Source organism: Pseudoalteromonas sp. P1-13-1a (genome assembly GCF_001401875.1).
GTDB lineage: Bacteria > Pseudomonadota > Gammaproteobacteria > Enterobacterales > Alteromonadaceae > Pseudoalteromonas.
Map to the genome: position 1 here is coordinate 91313 of NZ_LKDV01000013.1, position 21461 is coordinate 112773.

Annotated in this window: 19 protein-coding genes; 15 read left to right on the top strand and 4 right to left on the bottom strand. The window is 41.7% G+C overall.

What is annotated here, in order from left to right; genetic code table 11:
• Positions 1-233: 233 nt before the first annotated feature.
• The 10 genes from glyA (at position 234) to AN391_RS10290 (ending at position 10967) form a co-directional block, all read left to right on the top strand.
• The gene (gene glyA, locus AN391_RS10245) at positions 234-1490 is read left to right on the top strand and encodes a serine hydroxymethyltransferase (protein ID WP_024031685.1); all 1257 of its coding nucleotides are present in this window, start codon (positions 234-236) and stop codon (positions 1488-1490) included.
• Positions 1491-1902: 412 nt separating this feature from the next.
• On the top strand, positions 1903-2352 hold the full coding sequence (nrdR, locus tag AN391_RS10250; protein WP_004586861.1) for a transcriptional regulator NrdR: 450 nt from the start codon (positions 1903-1905) through the stop codon (positions 2350-2352).
• 2 nt (positions 2353-2354) lie between these two features.
• On the top strand, positions 2355-3488 hold the full coding sequence (ribD, locus tag AN391_RS10255) for a bifunctional diaminohydroxyphosphoribosylaminopyrimidine deaminase/5-amino-6-(5-phosphoribosylamino)uracil reductase RibD (RefSeq protein ID WP_055015325.1): 1134 nt from the start codon (positions 2355-2357) through the stop codon (positions 3486-3488).
• A gap of 16 nt (positions 3489-3504) precedes the next feature.
• A complete protein-coding gene (locus AN391_RS10260; protein WP_055015326.1) occupies positions 3505-4158 on the top strand; it encodes a riboflavin synthase in 654 nt (217 codons plus the stop codon).
• A 29-nt stretch (positions 4159-4187) separates the two neighbouring features.
• Complete coding sequence (gene ribBA, locus AN391_RS10265; RefSeq protein WP_024031688.1) at positions 4188-5300, top strand: bifunctional 3,4-dihydroxy-2-butanone-4-phosphate synthase/GTP cyclohydrolase II; 1113 nt, start codon at positions 4188-4190, stop codon at positions 5298-5300.
• Between the two features lie 101 nt (positions 5301-5401).
• Complete coding sequence (ribE, locus tag AN391_RS10270; protein ID WP_004586865.1) at positions 5402-5866, top strand: 6,7-dimethyl-8-ribityllumazine synthase; 465 nt, start codon at positions 5402-5404, stop codon at positions 5864-5866.
• Positions 5867-5881: 15 nt separating this feature from the next.
• Positions 5882-6292, top strand: a complete 411-nt coding sequence (gene nusB, locus AN391_RS10275; RefSeq protein WP_004586866.1) for a transcription antitermination factor NusB — start codon at positions 5882-5884, stop codon at positions 6290-6292.
• A gap of 94 nt (positions 6293-6386) precedes the next feature.
• Positions 6387-7361 (top strand): thiamine-phosphate kinase, encoded by a 975-nt coding sequence (thiL, locus tag AN391_RS10280; protein WP_054983488.1) that lies wholly within the window; start codon positions 6387-6389, stop codon positions 7359-7361.
• Positions 7358-7843: a phosphatidylglycerophosphatase A gene (locus tag AN391_RS10285; protein ID WP_024031690.1), complete on the top strand. Its 486-nt coding sequence runs from the start codon at positions 7358-7360 to the stop codon at positions 7841-7843. The genes thiL and AN391_RS10285 overlap by 4 nt, the downstream gene beginning before the upstream one ends.
• A gap of 37 nt (positions 7844-7880) precedes the next feature.
• Complete coding sequence (locus tag AN391_RS10290) at positions 7881-10967, top strand: ligand-binding sensor domain-containing diguanylate cyclase (RefSeq protein WP_029773767.1); 3087 nt, start codon at positions 7881-7883, stop codon at positions 10965-10967.
• Between the two features lie 130 nt (positions 10968-11097).
• Here the strand turns inward: AN391_RS10290 and dxs are convergent, their stop codons facing one another.
• The 3 genes from dxs to AN391_RS10305 all read right to left on the bottom strand — a co-directional run bounded on the left by dxs (position 11098) and on the right by AN391_RS10305 (position 14195).
• Positions 11098-12960, bottom strand: a complete 1863-nt coding sequence (gene dxs / locus AN391_RS10295) for a 1-deoxy-D-xylulose-5-phosphate synthase (RefSeq protein ID WP_055015327.1) — start codon at positions 12958-12960, stop codon at positions 11098-11100.
• A gap of 102 nt (positions 12961-13062) precedes the next feature.
• Complete coding sequence (gene ispA / locus AN391_RS10300) at positions 13063-13950, bottom strand: (2E,6E)-farnesyl diphosphate synthase (protein ID WP_055015328.1); 888 nt, start codon at positions 13948-13950, stop codon at positions 13063-13065.
• A gap of 2 nt (positions 13951-13952) precedes the next feature.
• Positions 13953-14195, bottom strand: a complete 243-nt coding sequence (locus AN391_RS10305; protein WP_055015329.1) for an exodeoxyribonuclease VII small subunit — start codon at positions 14193-14195, stop codon at positions 13953-13955.
• A 315-nt stretch (positions 14196-14510) separates the two neighbouring features.
• Between AN391_RS10305 and pomA the strand changes: the two genes are divergently transcribed.
• The 4 genes from pomA (at position 14511) to AN391_RS10325 (ending at position 18907) form a co-directional block, all read left to right on the top strand.
• Positions 14511-15278 (top strand): flagellar motor protein PomA, encoded by a 768-nt coding sequence (pomA, locus tag AN391_RS10310; protein ID WP_004586874.1) that lies wholly within the window; start codon positions 14511-14513, stop codon positions 15276-15278.
• A 2-nt stretch (positions 15279-15280) separates the two neighbouring features.
• Entirely contained in the window at positions 15281-16201 is a 921-nt protein-coding gene (locus AN391_RS10315; protein WP_004586875.1) for a flagellar motor protein MotB, read from the top strand.
• 204 nt (positions 16202-16405) lie between these two features.
• Positions 16406-16921, top strand: a complete 516-nt coding sequence (locus tag AN391_RS10320; protein ID WP_055015330.1) for a hypothetical protein — start codon at positions 16406-16408, stop codon at positions 16919-16921.
• Between the two features lie 45 nt (positions 16922-16966).
• Positions 16967-18907: a DNA topoisomerase III gene (locus AN391_RS10325; RefSeq protein WP_055015331.1), complete on the top strand. Its 1941-nt coding sequence runs from the start codon at positions 16967-16969 to the stop codon at positions 18905-18907.
• A gap of 22 nt (positions 18908-18929) precedes the next feature.
• Here AN391_RS10325 and AN391_RS10330 read toward each other — a convergent pair whose 3' ends face one another.
• The gene (locus tag AN391_RS10330; protein ID WP_055015332.1) at positions 18930-20243 is read right to left on the bottom strand and encodes a M20 family metallopeptidase; all 1314 of its coding nucleotides are present in this window, start codon (positions 20241-20243) and stop codon (positions 18930-18932) included.
• 94 nt (positions 20244-20337) lie between these two features.
• On the opposite strand from AN391_RS10330, the gene AN391_RS10335 reads away from it, so the two are divergent.
• On the top strand, positions 20338-21195 hold the full coding sequence (locus AN391_RS10335) for a tetratricopeptide repeat protein (protein ID WP_055015333.1): 858 nt from the start codon (positions 20338-20340) through the stop codon (positions 21193-21195).
• The last annotated feature ends 266 nt before the right edge of the window (positions 21196-21461 follow it).

A 21461-nucleotide genomic window follows, 5' to 3' on the forward strand; every position in this document is an offset into this window, starting at 1 on the left:
TTTGTATTTTGAACGCGCTGAATAAAGTATTTATCATTAACTAATTAAATGTAAAAAATAAAAATCATTTAAATTATTAATGCATTTATAAAAAAATATCATCTTAAAAACGCTGTGAAATAGATTCAATCCCTGTTTAAATATCCTCAACTTAAGAGCGTAGGCAAAGAGTCGTTTAAAGCGTACAATAAAGCCTCTAAAAAACACCATACACGTTGCCCTAGGAGACCCCAATGTTAGAACGTAGCATGAATATTTCGGATTTTGATCCAGAGTTATTTGACGCGATAAACAAAGAAACTGCTCGCCAAGAAGAGCACATTGAATTAATCGCATCAGAAAACTACTGTAGCCCACGCGTACTAGAAGCACAGGGTTCACAGCTTACAAACAAATACGCAGAAGGTTACCCGGGTAAACGTTACTATGGCGGTTGTGAGCACGTAGACGTTGTTGAACAGCTTGCAATTGATCGTGCTAACGAGCTATTTGGTTCTGACTATGCAAACGTTCAGCCACATGCGGGTTCTCAAGCAAATGCAGCTGTTTTCTTAGCATTATTAGAAGCGGGCGACACTGTACTTGGTATGAGCTTAGCTCATGGTGGTCACTTAACGCACGGTTCACACGTAAGCTTCTCAGGTAAGCTATACAATGCAATCCAGTACGGGCTAGACGAAGCAACTGGCGAAATTGACTACGCACAGGTAGAAGCGCTAGCACTTGAGCACAAACCAAAAATGATTATTGGTGGTTTTTCTGCGTACTCAGGTATTGTTGATTGGGCTAAATTCCGTGAGATTGCTGATAAAGTAGGTGCTTACTTATTCGTTGATATGGCTCACGTTGCTGGTTTAATTGCGGCGGGTGTTTACCCAAGCCCAGTACCTCACGCGCATGTTGTAACAACAACAACACACAAAACATTAGCAGGCCCTCGTGGTGGTTTAATTATTTCTGCATGTGGCGACGAAGCAATTTACAAAAAGCTTAACAGCGCTGTGTTCCCAGGTGGCCAAGGTGGTCCTTTATGTCACATTATTGCTGCAAAAGCCGTGGCATTTAAAGAAGCACTACAACCAGAATTTAAAACGTACCAAGCACAGGTAGTTAAAAATGCCCAAGCTATGGTTGCTGTTATGCAAGAGCGCGGTTACAAAATCGTATCTGATAAAACAGAAAACCACTTATTCTTACTTGATTTAATCGATAAAGATATCACAGGTAAAGATGCAGATGCAGCGCTTGGTAATGCAAATATTACCGTGAACAAAAACTCTGTACCAAACGATCCACGTTCACCGTTTGTTACTTCAGGTTTACGTATTGGTTCACCTGCAATTACGCGTCGTGGCTTTAAAGAAGCTGAATCGAAAGAACTTGCTGGCTGGATTTGTGACGTATTAGACAACATCAACGATGAGTCTGTACAAGCGCAAGTTAAAGAAAAAGTTAAAGCTATTTGTGCAAAATTACCTGTATACGCTTAATTGCATAAGCAGCAGTAATTTAGAGCACAACAAGGGGCCTGTTTACCTTTCGAGATTTAATTTGCAGTAGTATGTTTGGTTTTTAGGCAAGGCAGAGTCTATGTAGTGTGGTTACTCCACACAAATAGGCGATAACGCAGCATAAATGCCAAACATGCACTGCCCTCGGGTTCGTCCTAGGGGCGATTTACTCTTTGTTGCCTACATGGATGTAGGTAAGGGGCGTGAGCAGGACGCGGAAGCTTTGCTCGGTTTTTACTTAGCCCACTAGGTTACAAACCTCGCGCCGCGATCAAATCACCCCTAGATAGAACAAATTTAATCCTGAAAGGCCAACAGGCCCTATTTTTTTGCTAAGATAAAAGGCCGCTAAATAGCGGCCTTTTTTGTTTTAAAACGGAAGTACCGAGTTATGCATTGCCCATTTTGTACCGCAAAAGATACTAAAGTTATTGATTCTCGCCTAGTCGGCGGAGGCCACCAAGTTCGCCGTCGTCGTGAATGTAACGAGTGTCACGAGCGATTTACTACCTTTGAAGGCGCCGAGTTAGTTATGCCACGTGTAATTAAACAAGATGGCAGCCGAGAACCCTTTAATGAAGATAAACTACTCAATGGCCTTAATCGCGCCCTAGAAAAACGCCCTGTTAGTACAGAGCAAGTGGATGAAGTGGTTAATATTATTAAATCGCAGTTGCGTGCTACCGGCGAGCGAGAAATATCAAGTCACCTTGTGGGTGAGTGCATAATGGAGGCGCTTAAAAAGCTGGATAAAGTAGCCTATGTGCGGTTTGCCTCTGTGTATCGCTCGTTTGAAGATATACGCGAATTTGGTGAAGAAATTGCCCGTTTAGGGGAGTAATAATGCAAAACCAAACAACCTTTACCGCGCAAGATGAAACGTACATGGCACGTGCCATCGAGCTTGCAAAAAAAGGGCGATTTACAACCACCCCCAATCCTAATGTAGGGTGTGTTTTAGTTAAAGATAACCACATAATTGGTGAAGGGTTTCATCAATTAGCTGGGCAGGGACATGCTGAGGTTAATGCCCTTGCTGTAGCAGGTGAAAACGCAAAAGGCGCGACAGCGTATGTTACGCTTGAACCGTGTAGCCATTACGGACGCACTCCGCCGTGTGCAGAGGGTTTAAAAGCCGCAGGTGTAGTAAAAGTTATTGCGGCTATGGTCGACACCAACCCACAAGTAGCAGGTAAAGGGCTTAAAATACTTAGCGATGCCGGTATTGAGGTTGCATTTGGGCTTTTAGAGCAGCAAGCGCGCGCACTTAATTTAGGTTTTTTTAAGCGTATGGAGCAGGGGCTTCCATATGTTACGTGTAAAATGGCGGCCAGCATTGATGGTAAAACCGCGCTAAAAAATGGCCAAAGTAAGTGGATCACCGGCAGCGCTGCTCGACAAGATGTACAACTACATCGAGCACAAAGCTGCGCTATTTTAACGGGCGCCGATACGGTTATTACGGATGATGCTAAGCTCAATGTGAGGTTAAGCGAGTTGCCACAGGCTTTGCCTACTGAATTACCCCTACGCCAACCGGTGCGTGTTATAATTGACTCACAAAATAGGCTTACACCAGAGCTGGCAGTATTTAATATTGAAAGTGAAATAATAATTTTTACTACCAAGGTTGATAAATCAACGCAGTGGCCGCATTTTGTAAGGCATATAGAAGTGCCACAGCAAAATAACAAAGTTAATTTAACGTCTGTTTTAGCGTACCTTGCTAAGCTGCAATTTAATCATGTTTATTTAGAAGCGGGTGCTACACTTGCCGGTAAAATGACAGAGCTTAATTTAATAGACGAATATATATTTTATCTAGCGCCTAAACTAATGGGGTGCGATGCAAAAAGCTTAGTTAATTTTGCACCGCTAACAGATATGCAAAACACCGTTAATTTGACGTTTAAAGAGTGTGTGAAAATAGGCGATGATTTACGTATAACCGCCACAAAACACATTCCAACCACTTAATTAAAAGAGTAGGGCTATGTTTACTGGAATAATTGAAGCCACAGGCAAAATTGCGCTATTACAAAAAAAACAAGGCGATTTAGCCATTCGCATTCAAAGCGCTAACCTTGATATGAGCGATGTAAAGCTAGGTGATAGTATTGCCACTAATGGCGTATGCTTAACCGTAGTAGATAAGCACATTGATGGCTTTAGTGCCGACTTATCAAATGAAACTATCAGCCTCACTGGGTTTGCAAATTACAATATTGGCCAAACAGTTAATCTAGAAAAAGCCATGCAGCCGGTTTCGCGTTTAGGGGGGCACTTGGTCTCTGGTCATGTTGATGGCATTGCCACCATTACCGCTATTACGAGTAATGCGCGCGCAACAGAGTACTGGTTAAGCACAGATGAAAATTTAATGAAGTACATTCCTTATAAAGGGTCTGTATGTATAGATGGTATAAGCCTGACAGTAAACGCTGTCCAAGGTAATGAATTTAAATTAACCATAGTGCCGCACACAAGCGAGCAAACTACCATTGCTGATTTTAAAGTGGGCACACGCGTTAATTTAGAAGTTGACCAAATTGCACGTTATTTAGAGCGCCTTATTAAAGGGGCTGAGCAGCCAACGGGCTCAGACATTTCAATGAGCTTACTAGCTAAAGCTGGTTTTGTTAAATAACGACACTGATAACTTACACGAGCAAATTTATGAACTTACACAGCGCACAAGAAATCATCGACGACATTAAAGCCGGTAAAATGGTTATTTTAATGGATGACGAAGACAGAGAAAACGAAGGTGATTTAATCATTGCAGCAGAGCACATTAGCGCCGAAGCAATTAACTTTATGGCCACTCATGGCCGTGGCTTAATTTGTTTAACTATGACGCAAGAGCGTTGTGAGCAACTTGATTTACCGTTAATGGTTAAAAACAATGGCGCAGCGTTTTCTACTAACTTTACTATGTCGATTGAAGCTGCCAAAGGCGTAACAACAGGTATATCAGCAGCCGATAGAGCACGTACAGTTCAAGCGGCAATTGCAAAGGGTGCTGTACCAAGTGATATTGTACAACCTGGGCATATTTTTCCTATTATGGCACAACCAGGTGGCGTGTTAACGCGCGCAGGCCACACCGAAGCCGGGTGTGATTTAGCACGTTTAGCCGGCCTTGAAGCCTCATCAGTTATTGTAGAAATTCTCAATGCCGATGGCACTATGGCGCGCCGCCCCGATTTAGAAATATTTGCTAAAGAGCACGGTATTAAAATTGGCACAATTGCAGATTTAATTGAGTACCGAAACCTTAACGAAACCACCATAGAGCAAGTGGCTAAGTGTAAATTACCCACTGAGCACGGTGAGTTTGATTTAGTAACCTATAAAGATACGATTGACGGCCAACTGCACTACGTATTGCTAAAAGGCGAAATTAAAGAGCAAGAACCAACGCTTGTGCGCGTGCACTTACAAAGTACCTTTAACGACATTTTGCTTTCAGACAGAAGTGCGGACCGTAGTTGGGGGCTTTCTGATGCAATGGCTTACATTGCAGAAAATAACGGTGCACTGGTTATTTTAGGTAAACAAGAAAGCACCGAAGAGCTAGAGGCCACAGTAAAAGCATTTGCTGCTGCCGATGCTGGCGAAAATGTTACGCCGCGTAAATTTAAAGGTACATCGCGTACCGTTGGTGTGGGCTCGCAAATACTGGCTGATTTAGGTATTAAGCAAATGCGCTTAATGAGTCGCCCTAAAAAGTACCATGCACTTTCGGGCTTTCATTTAGAAGTGGTTGATTACGTTGAGCCACAATAAGGGCTCAGCTTTTAACTAGTCTATTTTTTTATTTTTATGGTATGATGCGCAGCAATTTTTGCGCAATCGCAACCGCTTGAACATATTTTTAGGGTTATCAAATGAAAATTATTGAAGGTAATAAGTACGCTCCAGGCAAAAAATTCGCTATTGTTATTTCTCGTTTTAACGATTTTATTGGTAGCAGCCTACTAGAAGGTGCTGTTGATGAGCTAAAGCGTACTGGTGGCGTAGCCGATGATGACATTACCGTTGTGTATGTACCCGGTGCAGTAGAGTTACCTTTAGCGGCAAAACGCATTGCGGCAAAAAAAGAGTATGATGCAATCATCGCATTAGGCGTAGTGATCAGAGGTGGTACACCACACTTTGACCTCGTTGCTGGCGAATCTAACAAAGGCCTTGCAAATGTATCGCTTGAGTATGATATCCCGGTTGCATTTGGCGTATTAACCACAGAAAGCATTGAACAAGCAATTGAACGCGCTGGTACCAAAATGGGTAACAAAGGCGGCGAAGCGGCATTAGGCGCGCTTGAAATGGTTAATGTGTTAGATAAAATTTAAGTTTAAGGAATTTTTGTGAAACCAGCAGCAAGACGTAAAGCACGTATCTTAGCACTTCAAGCCGTTTATTCTTGGCAATTAAGTGGCAATTTAATTGCCGATATCGAACAACAAATGTTGATCGAAAACGACGTGACTAAAATTGATGTTGAATACTTTAAAGATTTAGCGCGTGGCGTTGCCGTTAATTATAAGCAACTAGATGAAGCTGTATCTCCGCATTTAACACGTCCATTTGATGATTTAGATATGGTAGAGCGTGCAATTTTACGTTTAAGCGCGTATGAGCTTAAATTCCGTGAAGATGTGCCATACAAAGTAGCAATCAATGAAGGCATTGAGCTTGCTAAAATATTTGGCGCTGAAGACAGCCATAAATTTGTAAACGGTGTACTTGATAAAGCTGTTAAGCATTTACGCAAGTAATACTAACCTTGCTAAAGCGCTCTGCTAAAGAGCCTAGCTTTAACAGTTAGTACACGTTAAAAAGGAGAGCCGGCATAGGTCGGCTTTTTTGTGTATGAAGGAATTTGAATTAATAAACCGCTACTTTAAAGGTCGTGGTATAACTCGTCGTGATGTAAGCCTAGGAATAGGGGACGACTGTGCATTAGTTACCGTTCCGCAAAACTGCCAACTTGCAGTAACAACTGATACGCTTGTATCGGGTGTTCATTTTTTTGATGACATTTCTCCCCGAGCATTAGGACACCGAGCACTGGCCGTAAATCTAAGTGATTTAGCAGCCATGGGGGCTGAGCCAACTTGGGTGTCGGTGGCACTAACCCTACCAAATATTAACCAGCAGTGGATTGAAGAATTTACTGAGGGAATGCACGAAATTGCTGAGTACTTTAATGTACAAATAATTGGTGGCGATACTACGCAGGGCCCTTTAACAGTTACTATATGCGCTAAAGGCACTGTGCCAGAGGGCAAAGCTTTACGCCGTGCAGGTGCTAAAGTGGGCGACTGGGTATGTGTAACCGGCACGCTAGGTGATGCAGGCTTGGCTATTGAATCTCGCAAGCGTGGCCTAAGTATTGAGCCCGAGCACTTAAAGTACATAAATAGCCGCTTTGATTACCCCACTCCACGGGTGGCTGCAGGGCAAGTATTACGTGGCCTTGCTTCATCAGCTATTGATGTGTCTGATGGCCTTATGGCGGATTTAAGCCACATACTTGATATGTCACAAGTCAGCGCCAGTATAAATATTGAAAACATCCCAACCTCAGACGCTATGCGTTCAAGCCTGAGCTTTGAGGCGCAATTGCCGTATATTTTAGGCTATGGCGATGACTATGAATTACTTTTTACTGTCTCTGAAGATAATAAAAGCATGTTGGAGCTTAAATTACGTCAATACGGCGTAGAAGCAACGTGCATAGGGCAAATAAAAAGTGGCGAAGGGCACATTGAGCTTTTACACCACGGTGAAAAATTTAATTTTGAGCAACAGGGCTTTGAGCACTTTGCCAAGGAGCAGGTTTGACTAGCAAAAAACAGTTTAATTTAAAGCGCCCGCACCAGTTATTTGGCCTAGGGTTTGGCACTGGCCTTGCGCCTGTTGCGCCAGGCACCTTTGGTACATTTGCTGCTTTACCATTTATTTTTATGACCATGTATTTTCCGCTTTGGCTACAAATCGTGTTTGCCGTGGTTATTAGTATTTTTGGTATTTGGGCGTGTGGCAAAACCGCCGATGATTTAGGTGTGCACGACCATCCAGCCATAGTGTGGGATGAAGTTGCGGGTTATTACATTACGATGATAGGTGCAGCGCTTAGTTGGCAAACCCTACTTGTAGGCTTTTTATTATTTAGATTTTTTGATATTGCCAAACCTGGCCCGATCAAAACGCTCGATAAGCGAATGGACGGTGGCGTGGGTATAATGGCAGATGATGTACTTGCCGGTATTTTTTCGCTTATTTGTTTGCAAGCGTTAATAAAAGCAGGTTTACTACCCTTTTAATTTTTGTGTTTTATTTGTTTAACTAGGTGGCAGCGAAATGATGCGATTTTTACTGGTATGTGTACTTATGTTGTGTGCCATGCCAAGTTGGGCTTCTATTACTGATTACGTTGTTAAGCAATGGAATATTAAAGATGGCTTGCCTTCGCAATCGCTAAAAAGTGTTGTGCAAGATCAGCAAGGCTATATGTGGGTCGGAACGCAATTTGGCCTTAGCCGCTTTGACGGCACAACGTTCACTAATTACAACACACAAAATAGTCCTTTTTTGCCAAGCAATGGTATTAATAAACTGCTCATAGATAGCAATGGCTATCTGTGGGTGGGCACTAAAAGTGGCTTGGTGGTCATAAACCCGCAAACGCTTGCCGCACAAGAATTTAATATTAAAGGCCCAGTTAGAGACATATTAGAAGATGCCAAGGGCAGCATTTGGATTGCAGCTAATGGGCTTTATTATGTAGACCGCAACCAAGTTGATTTACGTGATAAAGCGAACGAACTCGTTCCTATTGTAAATGCTACTGTGATCACCCAAATAGTGGGGTCGGTTAGTCAAATGGCGCTTTCTCCAGAGGGAATTTGGCTTGTCAACGACCGTCATTTACTACGCTTAACTAAAAGCGCCTCTGATTTTTCAAAACTCAGGTTGGAGTTAACAGCTAAGGTGTCATTGCCTGAGCGGTTAGCACAAACCATTGTTCATGATCTGTCTTTTTTAAATGGTAATTTATATTTAGCCTCTGAACTGGGTGCCTACTTTTTAGATTTAGATGATGAGCTAAGACCTTTTCCGCTGCCGAATGCGAATAACTCAGCTGTGTATAAATTTATGAGCGACACCAATGGTGGCTTATGGGTTTCTACGTATGGACGACTGCTTTTTAGAGCTAAGTCGGGTGAGTGGCAATGGGTTGAGCCAAGTCAGCTTGATCAAAGTATTTGGTTTGCCGATATTTACCGCGATAGCCAAAATAATATTTGGCTTGCAAGTTTTAGCGAAGGCTTATGGCTTGCACACGAAGGGCGTATAGAACGCCACTCTGCTTTATCGCAAATGACTGAGGCCGTTATGGCAATCAGCCAAGCGCCCGATGGTAATTTATGGGTGGCAAATAAAAGTGGTATTGGTTATTTCGATTTAAATAAAAACTTTGTCAATAAAATACCCAGCGCGCAATTTGGCCGTGCAACAGTACACGACTTACAGTTTGATGGCTCGCGTTTATATATAGCGACCGGACGAGGGCTGTTTTTTTACGAGCAAGATAAACTATACAGTTTTCCTGGCAGAGCGCTGCGCGACAACCCTGTATTTGCTATTAGTCCATCAAGCAAAGGCGGTTTTTGGATAGGTACAGGGCGTGGCTTGTATAGGCTGAGTTATGGCGGGTTAACACCCTTTGCATACAACGCCTTTTTAGGCAGTAAATTTATAACGTATGTGCTCGATAAAGCAAACTTTGGTGTAATCGGGACCAGTAAAGGGGCGTATTACTTTACTGACCGTGGCATTGAAAAAATAGGTGACCAAACCTCGCTCGAAAGTGCATACATCACCAGCGTATTACACATAGATGGTGTAGGTATTTTAATTGGCTCGCTTAATGACGGCTTATTTTACAGAAGCTTACAAGGGCATTGGCGACAGTTAGATGCAGCCAACGGCTTACCCTATGGCTCTATTTTTAGCCTAGAGTATGACGAAACTTATAAGCGTGTATGGGTAAGTACCATGAAAGGTGTTTACCGTATGCCAGTAGCGCAATTTAAATCAGAGGTGTCGAGCCTAAAAGTGGAAGAGGTTATTTCTTCTTTTGATAGGCAGCTCGATGGTAAAGCAAGCCAGTGTTGTAACGGTTTAGGACACGATGCCGTTGCCATGACCGATTATTCAATTTGGTACCCAAGCTTACAAGGCATTGTAGAAATACCTAAAAATACCGAGCTATTTGGCCTAAATGTATTAAAGCCTAAAGTAGAAACACTAACCACACCTCTGCGTGCATTAACTACCGCAGCATTGGGCGAAAAGCCTTTACTAGATACTGATGAGCGCGACATAACGTTAAAGTACACCGCCATCGATTATTATGCGCCAAATAGTATTGAGTTTAGATATAAGTTAAGTGGCTTAGATAGTGATTGGCGCTATGCTAATGCACGCCGAGAAGCCATTTATACAAATTTACCGGCGGGGTCATTTTTATTTGAGCTTGAGGCAAAACGCCAAGGCGAAGATTGGGACAGAGCGCAAACTGTCGAGTATGCATTTGTAGTACCGCAGCGCTTTGACGAAACTATTTACTTTAGATTGCTAATTGTTAGTGGGTTTATTTTACTGTTTTACTTTATTTTTTGGGTATTTAGAGCGCAAGAGCGCCGTAAGCAAGAAGTACTCGAAGCCCTGGTTACAGAGCGTACATTAGAGCTGCGCCAAGCTAACGATAAATTAGGCCAAGTAAACTCACAGCTTAAACTAGTTAGTCACTCAGATGAGCTTACTGGGCTACGTAGCCGCCGCTTTTTGTTTGATCAGCTCCCTAAAGATATTGAGCATTTCCAACGTAATGCGCAGTCTTTACAAGCGCAAGGTAAGTCACTTGTACTGCTTATTATCAACTTTGATAACTTTAGCCGTATAAACGATGCGTATGGCCCAATAGCAGGCGATAGCTGCTTACAACAAATGGCAGCACTACTTAATTCACGTACCCAAGGCTCTGACTATGTAGCACGCTGGAGTGGGGATGAGTTTTTATTATTGCTGCGCGATTTTAAGTGCAACATGATTGACAGCTATGCCTCTGACTTATGCCAAGCAATCGCATTAAATTCGTTTCAATTACCAAACGGTAAAACAACCAATATTACGGCTTCATTGGGGTGGTCTTTTTACCCACTGCCACTTTTAGGTGGGCAAGTAATAAGCTGGGAGACGTCGATAAACTTAGCCGATATAGCGCTTCATCAGGTTAAAAAACGCGGTGGTGACGGTGTCGCAAATATTACGTTTGATAAACAGTTAGATGCGTTTGAGTTTGAGCAAAATTCGAATGTTGATCAGCAGCTGGGTATTTTACAAAGTAATGGCTTAGCAGATATTAAAGTGTGGATGCGATAAAGTTAAATCGATACCTTTTATATGCGTGTTGGCTATTGATAGTTAAACCTAACGTATGAAGTAATGAGAAAGCTAAGCTGTAAAATGTTTAGGTAAAAAAAGGAGCTTAAAAGCTCCTTTTTTTATTTAATTAAGCGATAAACGATTTTATTGAATTTAAAATGCCTTGTTCGCCTAAACCCATTTCATCGTGCATTTGCGCTTGTGTGCCGTGCTTAATAAATTCATCAGGGATACCTAAGTTAAGCACTTTTAGGTTGGCTTTTTGCGCTGCTAAATATTCATTAACCGCTGAGCCTGCGCCACCACAAATAGCGTTGTCTTCAAGCGTTACTATTACATCATGAGTTTGGCTAAGCTCATCTAATAAACTTGTATCAAGTGGCTTAATAAAGCGCATATTAACTAGCGTTGCACCTAGCTCACTTGCAGCAAGTTGCGCGTTTTCAAGCAAAGTACCAAAGGATAAAATAGCAATTTTAGCGCCTTGCTTAATGGTATTGGCTTTGCCTATTTCTAGTAGCGTCATTTCGCTTTGAATATCGGCAGTACCGGCACTACCACGAGGGTAGCGAACTGCTACAGGGCAATTAGCCTTATAACCGGTATAAAGCATATGGCGGCACTCGTTAGTATCACTTGGGGCCATAATAACCATATTGGGAATACAGCGCATGAAGCTTAAGTCGTACGCACCTTGGTGTGTTTCGCCGTCGGCGCCCACAATACCTGCGCGGTCTATAGCAAAAAGCACAGGTAGTTTTTGCAGTGCAACATCGTGAATAAGTTGATCATACGCACGTTGTAAAAAGCTCGAGTAAATAGCTACAACGGGTTTTAACCCTTCACAGGCAAAACCGGCGGCCAATGTGACAGCGTGCTGCTCTGCTATAGCAACATCGAAATACTGCTCTGGGTGTTCTTTTGAAAAACGCACCATACCTGAGCCTTCACGCATTGCCGGCGTAATAGCCATTAACTTTTTATCTTGCTCGGCCATATCACACAGCCAATCACCAAACACCTTAGAAAAAGTGGCGGCGCCAGGTTTAGATTTAGGTAAGCTTGATGTATTAGGGTCGAACTTTGGCACACCGTGATAGCCAATAGGATCAGCTTCTGCCGGTTTGTAGCCTTTACCTTTTTGGGTTTTTATATGTAAAAGCTGAGGCCCTTTTAAATTACGCATATTACGCAGTGTATCTACGAGCATATTTACATCGTGGCCATCAATTGGGCCAATGTAATTAAGACCTAGTTCTTCAAAAAAGGTACCTGGAATAACCATTCCTTTAAGGTGTTCTTCTACTTTACTGGCAAGTTCTTTAACAGGAGGCACGCCAGAGAGTAACTTTTTACTGCCTTCGCGAATATTTGTGTAAAAGCTGCCAGATAAAATACGCGCAAAGTGGTTGGTTAACGCACCGACGTTTTCAGAAATAGACATTTCGTTATCATTTAAAATGATTAACATGTCAGATTTTACATCGCCTAAGTGGTTCATGGCTTCAAATGCCATACCTGCTGTAATCGCGCCATCGCCTATAACGGCAACAGTTTTGCGGCCTTTACCTTCTTTTTGAGCCGCAATAGACATACCAAGTGCTGCCGAAATAGAGGTACTTGAATGGCCTACGCTAAAGGTATCGTATTGGCTTTCTTCACGAAAAGGGAATGGATGCAATCCGTCTTTTTGACGAATTGTATGCATTAAATCGCGTCGGCCCGTTAAAATTTTATGCGGGTACGCTTGATGGCCTACATCCCATACAAGGCGATCTTCTGGTGTGTTATACACATAATGTAGAGCAACGGTAAGCTCAACAGTTCCTAAACCAGACGCTAAATGGCCGCTACTTTGCGAAACAGAGTTGAGTAAATAGTCTCGTAACTCGTTGCTAAACGCAGGGAGTTTATCTTGCGCTATATCGCGTAAGTGGGCTGGTTCGTCAACCAAGTTAAGTAATGGATACTTGCTACTATCAAGTGTCATGGTATTTATTTTATCCTTCGCTAACACCGGTGCTAACTTATTAGTTGTTACCGCTGTTGAGTAATAATGTCAGTGCTAAATGGCAATACGTATATGTAACACTCAATGGTCACGTTTAATCAGGTAGTTTGCCAGCGCCGCTAGAGTAGAGGTATCAGCATCTATTTTGTTTAATGCTTGATGTGCTTGCTCTATTAAATTTTGCGCCATTTGCTTGGCGCCTTGCATACCTAATAGGGCCGGATAAGTTGCTTTATTAGCAGCTAAATCAGAGCCTTGTGGCTTACCTAAAATAAATGTGTCACCTTCAACATCTAAAATGTCGTCGTGCACTTGAAATGCCAGCCCTATAGCATACCCAAAAACACGTAAGTTTTCTAAGGTTTGTTTGTCTGCTTTTTCGCTACATAATGCACCCAATGTAATGGCACAGTTGATTAAGGCACCTGTTTTTAACCTATGAATTCGCTCAAGCTGTTGTACTGTAATCATTTTATCAGTGGCTGCAATATCTAACCCTTGTCCGCCTACCATACCTTCAAGCCCTGATGCTTTAGCCAGTGCGCTGATCATTTTTACTTGGGTTGCCGCGCTGCAGGTAAATTTGTGAGCCGAGATTAGCTCAAAGGCTAATGTTTGTAGTGCATCGCCCGCTAAAATTGCATGCGCATCGTCAAACTCTATATGGCAAGTTGGGCGTCCACGACGAAGGTCGTCATCATCCATAGCGGGTAAATCATCGTGCACCAACGAGTAGCTATGAATACACTCAATAGCAGCAGCAAGGGTGTCTAGATCTTGCTTATTAGCTCCGAGCATTTCACCACTTGCGTAGACTAAAAAGGGGCGTAAACGCTTACCACCGTTAAATAAGCCGTACTGCGTGGCCTCTTTTACTGTGTGTGCGGTATCAAGGGGTTGATCAAAGTACTGTTGCAGGGTCTTTACGACATCTTGTTGAGCACATTCTATTTTTTCTTGTATGCTCACGGTTATTCCATATCGTTGTTAAAGGAAGAAAGCGCTGCTTTTTCGTCATTACCCATCAAAATAGACACTTTTTGTTCTGCTTGTTGTAATTTACCTGTTGAGGCGTTAGCTAAGGCTATACCACGCTCAAATTGCTTTAACGACTGTTCAAGCGATAAATCACCTTGTTCCATTTCACCAACAATGGTTGAGAGTTCTTCGAGTGCTTGTTCAAAACTTAGGTTTTCAGGTTTTTTAGTCGCCATGTTTAATTTCAGCCAGCATGATAAATTTAGGAGCCAATTTTAGGGGGAATGCTAAACTAGGTCAAAGGATGATCGTTGTTTTTTGAGTTATATCAGTTTAAATCGTATTTTTACCATGTATAAGATGCGTATTAGTGCTTACTGTGTACAATAAAATTAATCAGTCGCTAGGCGAGCAGGGTATCTTGATCTAAAATTAGGCCAAACACAGTGTTTTACACTTTTTTCAAAAATGGCTTAAGTATTTCAGTACCTTGCCGATAAGCAGTTAATAATAAAAGTTTGAATAACAAAGTATAATACTTTGGAGGAAATGTGGATTTAGCAACCATAATTGGGATCCTTGGCGCAATTGGTTTAATTGTCATGTCCATGTTTATGAGTAGTAGCGGCGAAATGGGTATGTTTGCCGATGCGCCTTCTAGTGTAATTGTATTTGGTGGCTCACTATTTATTGTGTTATCAAACTTTACCTTGTCACAGTTTTTGGGCATAGGTAAGGTTGTTGGTAAAGCATTTATGTTTAAAATCGAATCGCCAGAAGAGCTGATTGAAAAAGCAGTTGAACTTGCTGATTCGGCCCGTAAAGGTGGGTTTTTAGCCCTCGAAGAAGCCGAAATACCAAACCCTTTTATGCGCAAAGGTGTAGATATGCTCGTTGATGGCCACGATGCTGATGTAGTTCGTGCCACGCTTCAAAAAGACATTTCTTTAACTACAACTCGTCACGAACTGGGCGCCGGTTTATTTAAGTCACTTGCCGATATAGCCCCAGCAATGGGTATGATAGGAACGTTAATAGGCTTAGTTGCTATGTTATCTAACATGGATGACCCTAAAGCCATTGGCCCCGCAATGGCGGTGGCATTATTAACTACTTTATATGGTGCATTTTTAGCAAATGTAGTGGCTATTCCTATTCAGGTAAAACTTGAGCTTCGTAAAGACGAAGAGGCCATGAATCAGCGTCTAATACTGGATGCTATTTTAGGTATTCAAGATGGCCAAAACCCGAAAGTAATTGAAGGTATATTGAAAAACTACCTTGCTGAGTCTAAGCGCAAAGTAGATACCGAGGAGTAACCATGTCTGATCAAGAGTGCAAATGCCCACCCCCAGGTCTGCCTGCTTGGATGGGAACATTTGCTGACTTAATGTCGCTTTTAATGTGCTTTTTTGTACTTTTGCTCGCGTTTTCAGAAATGGATGTACTTAAATTTAAGCAAATAGCAGGCTCGATGAAGTTTGCATTTGGTGTGCAAAACAAAATAGAAGTAAAAGATATCCCTAAAGGGACCTCGGTTATTGCTATGGAATTTACCCCAGGTAAGCCTGAACCTACCCCGATAGAAACCATTCAGCAACAAACCGTTGAAATGACCCAGCAAATGTTAGAGTTTCAAGCGGGTGATGAAAGCTCAGCTGGTGGTAGACAAGAGCAACGTGGCGATAAGCGTGGTGGCGAGTCACGTAGTACATCGCAGCAGCAATCTTCAGAGCAAGCAACTTCAGCCGCCGATCAAGAACAAACTAACGAGTTAGTGAAAAAAATAGCACAACAGCTCGAAAAACAAATTATCGACGGTGCAATCGAGCTTGAATCTTTAGGACAGCAAATCATTATTCGTATCCGTGAAAATGGCTCATTTCCCTCTGGCAGTGCTTTTTTACAACCTAAATTTAAGCCCATAATTCAAGATATTGGTGAGTTATTAAAGGATGTACCTGGTGAAATTACGGTATCGGGTCACACTGATGATTTTCAGGTTTCAAACGAGTTATATATTAATAATTGGGACTTATCGTCAAAACGCGCGGTAGCAGTAGCAAGCGAATTACAAACTGTTCAAGGGTTTGATAAAAACCGCATGATGGTAGTAGGGCGCGCTGATACTCGCCCGCTAGTTCCAAACGATTCAAACGAAGATAGACGCAGAAACCGCCGAGTTGAAATATCAATTTTACAAGGTAAGGCCAAAGAGTCAGACCCTATTGATGTACGTTAGGTTATTGCCTAGCGTTAAACTTTAGTAAATTAGTTTCTTTTTAAGGTACTTTATCCCTTTAAGTATCTTGGCAATCTCATTATTTTAGCTTACAGTACATTTCTTTAACATATGTAATGGAGTGCCTGTGGAAACAATCAGTAAATATTGCGATATGCCGGGAAATGGTTCTGGTGGTGACGAAGATAAGACTAATGAATAACAATGCCAATATGGTTAAGTGAGTTACATTCTTTTCTTGAGCTAAGTTGGGTTTTATTTTTACTCCCTGCTATTTTTATTTTCTATCTAAGAAAAGATTATTTAGCACTCAGGTTTGTATGTATCACGAGTGCTTTTTTCTTATTCGGCGCTTTTATATATGAGCCTTTAAAAGCGTTGGATAAAGGTATAAACATATACAGATACGTTGTTTGGGCTTTTAATGATATTGCTTGGATGGCACTCATTGCTTACCTAGGTTTAAAAGATAAAGTTTACTTATGGCAATCTGTATTAGGTCAGCTTGTGGTTATTATGGCGCCTATATTACAGCTATTTAGAGTTGTAGATCGCCATTTATGGGATTTATCTTATAGCACTTTAATGTATAAAACGCTTTTGCCACTCATTAATATTTCTACTGTTGTAGTGTGCTATCTCCCTCTTATTTATATTTTAGTTAAAAATAAAGAATACCCGATTAATAGTAAATATAAAAACTCCCCACCCTTAAAATAGCTGTGCTAAACTACTGTTTATATAAACAGTTAATGAGCAGCTCCCATGAAACTCTATATCGCAGAAAAGCCATCACTTGGCAGAGCTATTGCTGATGCACTGCCTAAACCACATAAAAAACACGATGGCTATATAGAAGTGGCTAATGGCGACTGTGTCTCGTGGTGTATCGGGCACTTGTTAGAGCAAGCTGAACCTGATGATTATGATGCGCGTTTTAAAAAGTGGCAATTTGAACACCTTCCCATAGTGCCGGAGCAGTGGCAGCTCAAAGCAAAAACGAAAACACGTAAGCAATTAACTATTTTAAAAAAGCTAATTAAACAGGCATCAGTGCTGGTGCATGCGGGCGATCCCGATAGGGAAGGCCAATTGTTGGTGGATGAAGTCATAGAGCAAGCCAAAATAAGTAAAACCAAAAAGCAAAGTATTCAGCGTTTGCTAATAAGTGATTTAAATCTAGCGGCGGTAAAAAAAGCACTCAACCACATGCGTTCAAACCGTGAATTTATTCCGCTTAGTGTGTCGGCGCTTGCGCGTTCACGCGCAGATTGGCTATTTGGTATGAACCTTACGCGTGCTTATACGCTGGCGGGGCAAAAAGCTGGCTTTGGCAATGTGTTGTCGGTGGGTCGCGTACAAACCCCAATTTTAGGTTTAGTGGTTAATCGGGATAACGAAATAGCTAACTTTGTGTCAAAACCATTTTATGACGTGTTGGCGCATTTAATAACTCCTGAGCAGCAAAGCTTTGTGGCCAAATGGGTACCAAGCAAAGCCTGCGAACCGTATCAAGATGAAGAAGGGCGTGTATTAAATAAAGCACTTGCTGAAAATGTCGCCTCGCGAATAGCCAATCAACCAGCTGAAGTCACTGCGCTCGAGCAAAAACAAAAAAAACAAAGCGCGCCGCTGCCTTATAATTTATCGGCACTGCAAATAGATGCTGCAAAGGCATTGGGTATGGCAGCTCAGCAAGTACTCGATATTTGCCAAACGCTCTATGAGCGTCATAAGTTAATTACTTACCCTCGTTCCGATAATCGTTATTTGCCTAAAGAGCATCATTTAGATGCGCCTGCAATTTTAAAAGCAATTGCAGCTAATGGCGGTCAAAGTACTGAATTTGTGAATGGGGCAGACGCTAAAAAACGTAGCAAATGTTTTAACGATGCAAAAGTGGCTGCACACCATGCAATTGTGCCTACCGCCAAACAACTAAAAACAGCGACTCTGGCGCCTGATGAAGCAAAAGTATATCAACTTATTAGCAGGCATTACTTAATTCAGTTTTACCCCGATTATATTTATAACGAAACTAAAGTAGAGGTAACCATTGCGGGAGGTTTATTTAAAGCCAATGCAAAGCAAGATGTAAGCCTAGGGTTTAAGGTATTAATGGGCAAAGCCGAGCTAAAAGATGAAGCAACCTTGCCTCATTTAACAAAAGGTATGGCGCTTAACTGCACTAAAGGTGAAGTTGTAGAAAAACACACTACGCCACCGTCTCATTTTACTGATGCAACATTGCTGGCTGCCATGACCGGCATTAGTCGTTATGTAAAAGATTCACAAATTAAAAAAATACTCAAAGAGACTGATGGATTAGGTACAGAGGCTACCCGCGCAGGCATTATTGAATTATTATTTAGGCGTCGTTTTTTAAAGCGCGAGGGTAAATCAATTAAAGCCACACAAACAGGCCTGGCACTTATTAGTGTTTTACCAGAGGGCTTAGCTAGTCCCGATTTGACCGCTAAATGGGAGGCGAGCTTAGGCAACATTGCTCAACAAACAATGAGCTACCAACAATTTTTACAACCACTGCTGGTGGAGCTTGAAGGTTTTGTACAGCAAGCAGCTAGTTGTGATAGTCATGTATTTTCAAAGCTACCTAAAGCTCCGCCTAAAAAGCGCTTTGCTAAGCGTGGTAAAAAAACACCATTTAAAAAAACAAATTATAAAAAGAGCTCAGCAACCACTTAATTGCTGAACTCTCAAATACGGCTTACTTTTTATTAAATAACGCGACTGCAGCGTTACTCATGGCTTTTATACCGGTCGGTAATGCTACTTTATAATCTGGCGCAAATTTACTTGAGTGTAATGAGGGAAGTGTTTGGTTACTTTTCATCGCATTTGTATATTGCTGTTGGTTTACTCCACCTAGCCAAAATAACGTAATAGGAATGTTTTCGTCAGTTCTACCGTACAGCCCAAAATCTTCACCAGCCATAACCGCTTTTGTCTCAAGTACATTAGTTTCGCCAATTGCATCAGCAATAGCGCTCCTAACAATATTAGTTTGCTGAGGGTTGTTGTAAGTAGATGGAATAGATTCATCTTCATGAACGTGAACAACAGGGTAGTGCGACTTAGCAAGGCCTGCACTTTGAGCAATACCGGCTGTAATACGTTTTATAGCGGCTATTTGCGCCGTACGCACCTCTGGGTTGTAGCTTCTAAGCGTAAGCTGAAGTTTTACTTCATCGGAAATCACATTATGCTTTGAACCACCATGAATAGATCCCACAGTCACAACAGAAGGCTCAAGTGGAGAAAGCTCGCGACTTGTGATTGTTTGTAATGCTAATACCGTACGCGCAGCAATAACAACTGGGTCTACGGTAGTGTGCGGGTAGGCGCCGTGTCCGCCTTTGCCTTTTATAGTTATATCTACCGAATCAACACTTGCCATAGTGTATTCATTTTTCATTGATACCTTACCCGCAGGCACGCTGGCACTCACATGCAGCGCAATAACATGATCAGGCTTAGCATATTTACTAAATAAGCCTTCACTTAACATAGCTTTTGCGCCACCGCCAACTTCTTCTGCAGGTTGAGCAACCATCATTAACGTTCCTTGCCACTTATCTTTGTGGGCAATAAGTTGCTCAGCAGTACCAATAAACGAGCTCATATGTATATCGTGGCCACAGCCATGCATTACACCTACTTTATTCCCATGCTCATTGGTCACTTGTACTTTAGATGCATAAGGTTTACCGGTTTGCTCTGTGATTGGTAGGCCATCGGTATCAGTACGAATCATTATTGTAGGGCCGGTGCCATTTTTATAAATCCCTACCACACCATAGCCGCCCACCTTATCTGTTACATCAAACCCAAGTTTTGTTAATCGCGATGCTATTTTTTGACCCGTTTCTTTTTCATGATATGAAAGCTCTGGAGATTGGTGTAAGTCGAGGTAAAACTTTTCAATAGCTGGCATACTCTTAGTTAAATCTAAGTTTAGGGGCTTAGCATAAGTAAGTGGGCTTGCTATCATAAATGCTGCAGCTAGATAGGTGATTTTCATGTTTTCCCTCATTATTTGAAAGTATTTAATACTTGTATTTATTATGTTCGTCTCCATATAAAAACCTAAATAAATGAATATGGCAATTAATTCAATGAGCAACATAGTTAGTATCAACGCACAAAACCTTCAGCAAGTACTCGGTGAAACATCACAACAAAAGTTGGTGCTGCTTAACTTCCACTCGCCACAAAGTCCTGAGTGTATTAGCCAAATCGGCATATTAGAAAATTTAGCTACGCAATATAAAGACCATATTGTAGTGGCTAACCTTGATTGTGACGTAGAACAAGCACTTGCCTCGCAATTAGCGCAGCAGGTTGGTTTGCAAACCTTACCTACACTTGTATTGTTAAAAGATTCAGCGCCAGTCGATTTATTAGCGGGCGTGCAAACAGACGCGCAAATTCGCGAAGCCCTGAGTAAGCATTTACCAGCGCAACAGGACCTACTTCTTGAACAAGCAAAACAAGCATTGTTAAAGTCGGATCTAAATGCTGCATTTAATTACGCAAAGCAAGCGTATGAAATAGACAGTGCAAACGCCCGTATAAAGCTTGTATTAGCTGATATATGTATTCAAATACATAAGCTAGATGATGCTCAAGCACTTATTGATACAATTGACGCCCAAGAGCAAGATGCTTACTTTCATAACATAAAAGCAAAATGCGAAGCGGCCCTCGAAGCTACCGACTCGCCAGAGATAAATGAAAAGCAATCTCAAGTAGAAAAGCACCCAAATGATTTAGACTTAAAAACAGAGCTAAGCCAATTGCTAAACGATGCAGGACGAAAAGAAGAAGCACTCGAAACACTCTTCAGCGTACTTAAAAAGGATCTTAACTTTAATGACGCTAAAGCAAGCTTTTTAGCAATTATCGCTTCTCTACCAGATGGAGATGCACTTGCAGCGAAATACAGAAGAAAGCTATATAGTATTTTGTATTAATACCCGTAGTTAATAAATTAACTAAAAAGCACCTTATAGGTGCTTTTTGCGTTTTATACATCGTTATATTTAAAACAGACTGGGCTTTGCATATAGGTTTAGTTTGTTTTTTGTACTTACTTTGGCCCTTTAGAGTGAAAAATACACGAAATAGCTTTTATTTATAGTTTTTATTAAAAAACGCTTGCGTAAAAATCCGTTCTCCCTATAATGCGACCCCACTGAGACGGCAGAGCAGGCAACGCTTAGCGAGGCAAGCAAACGAC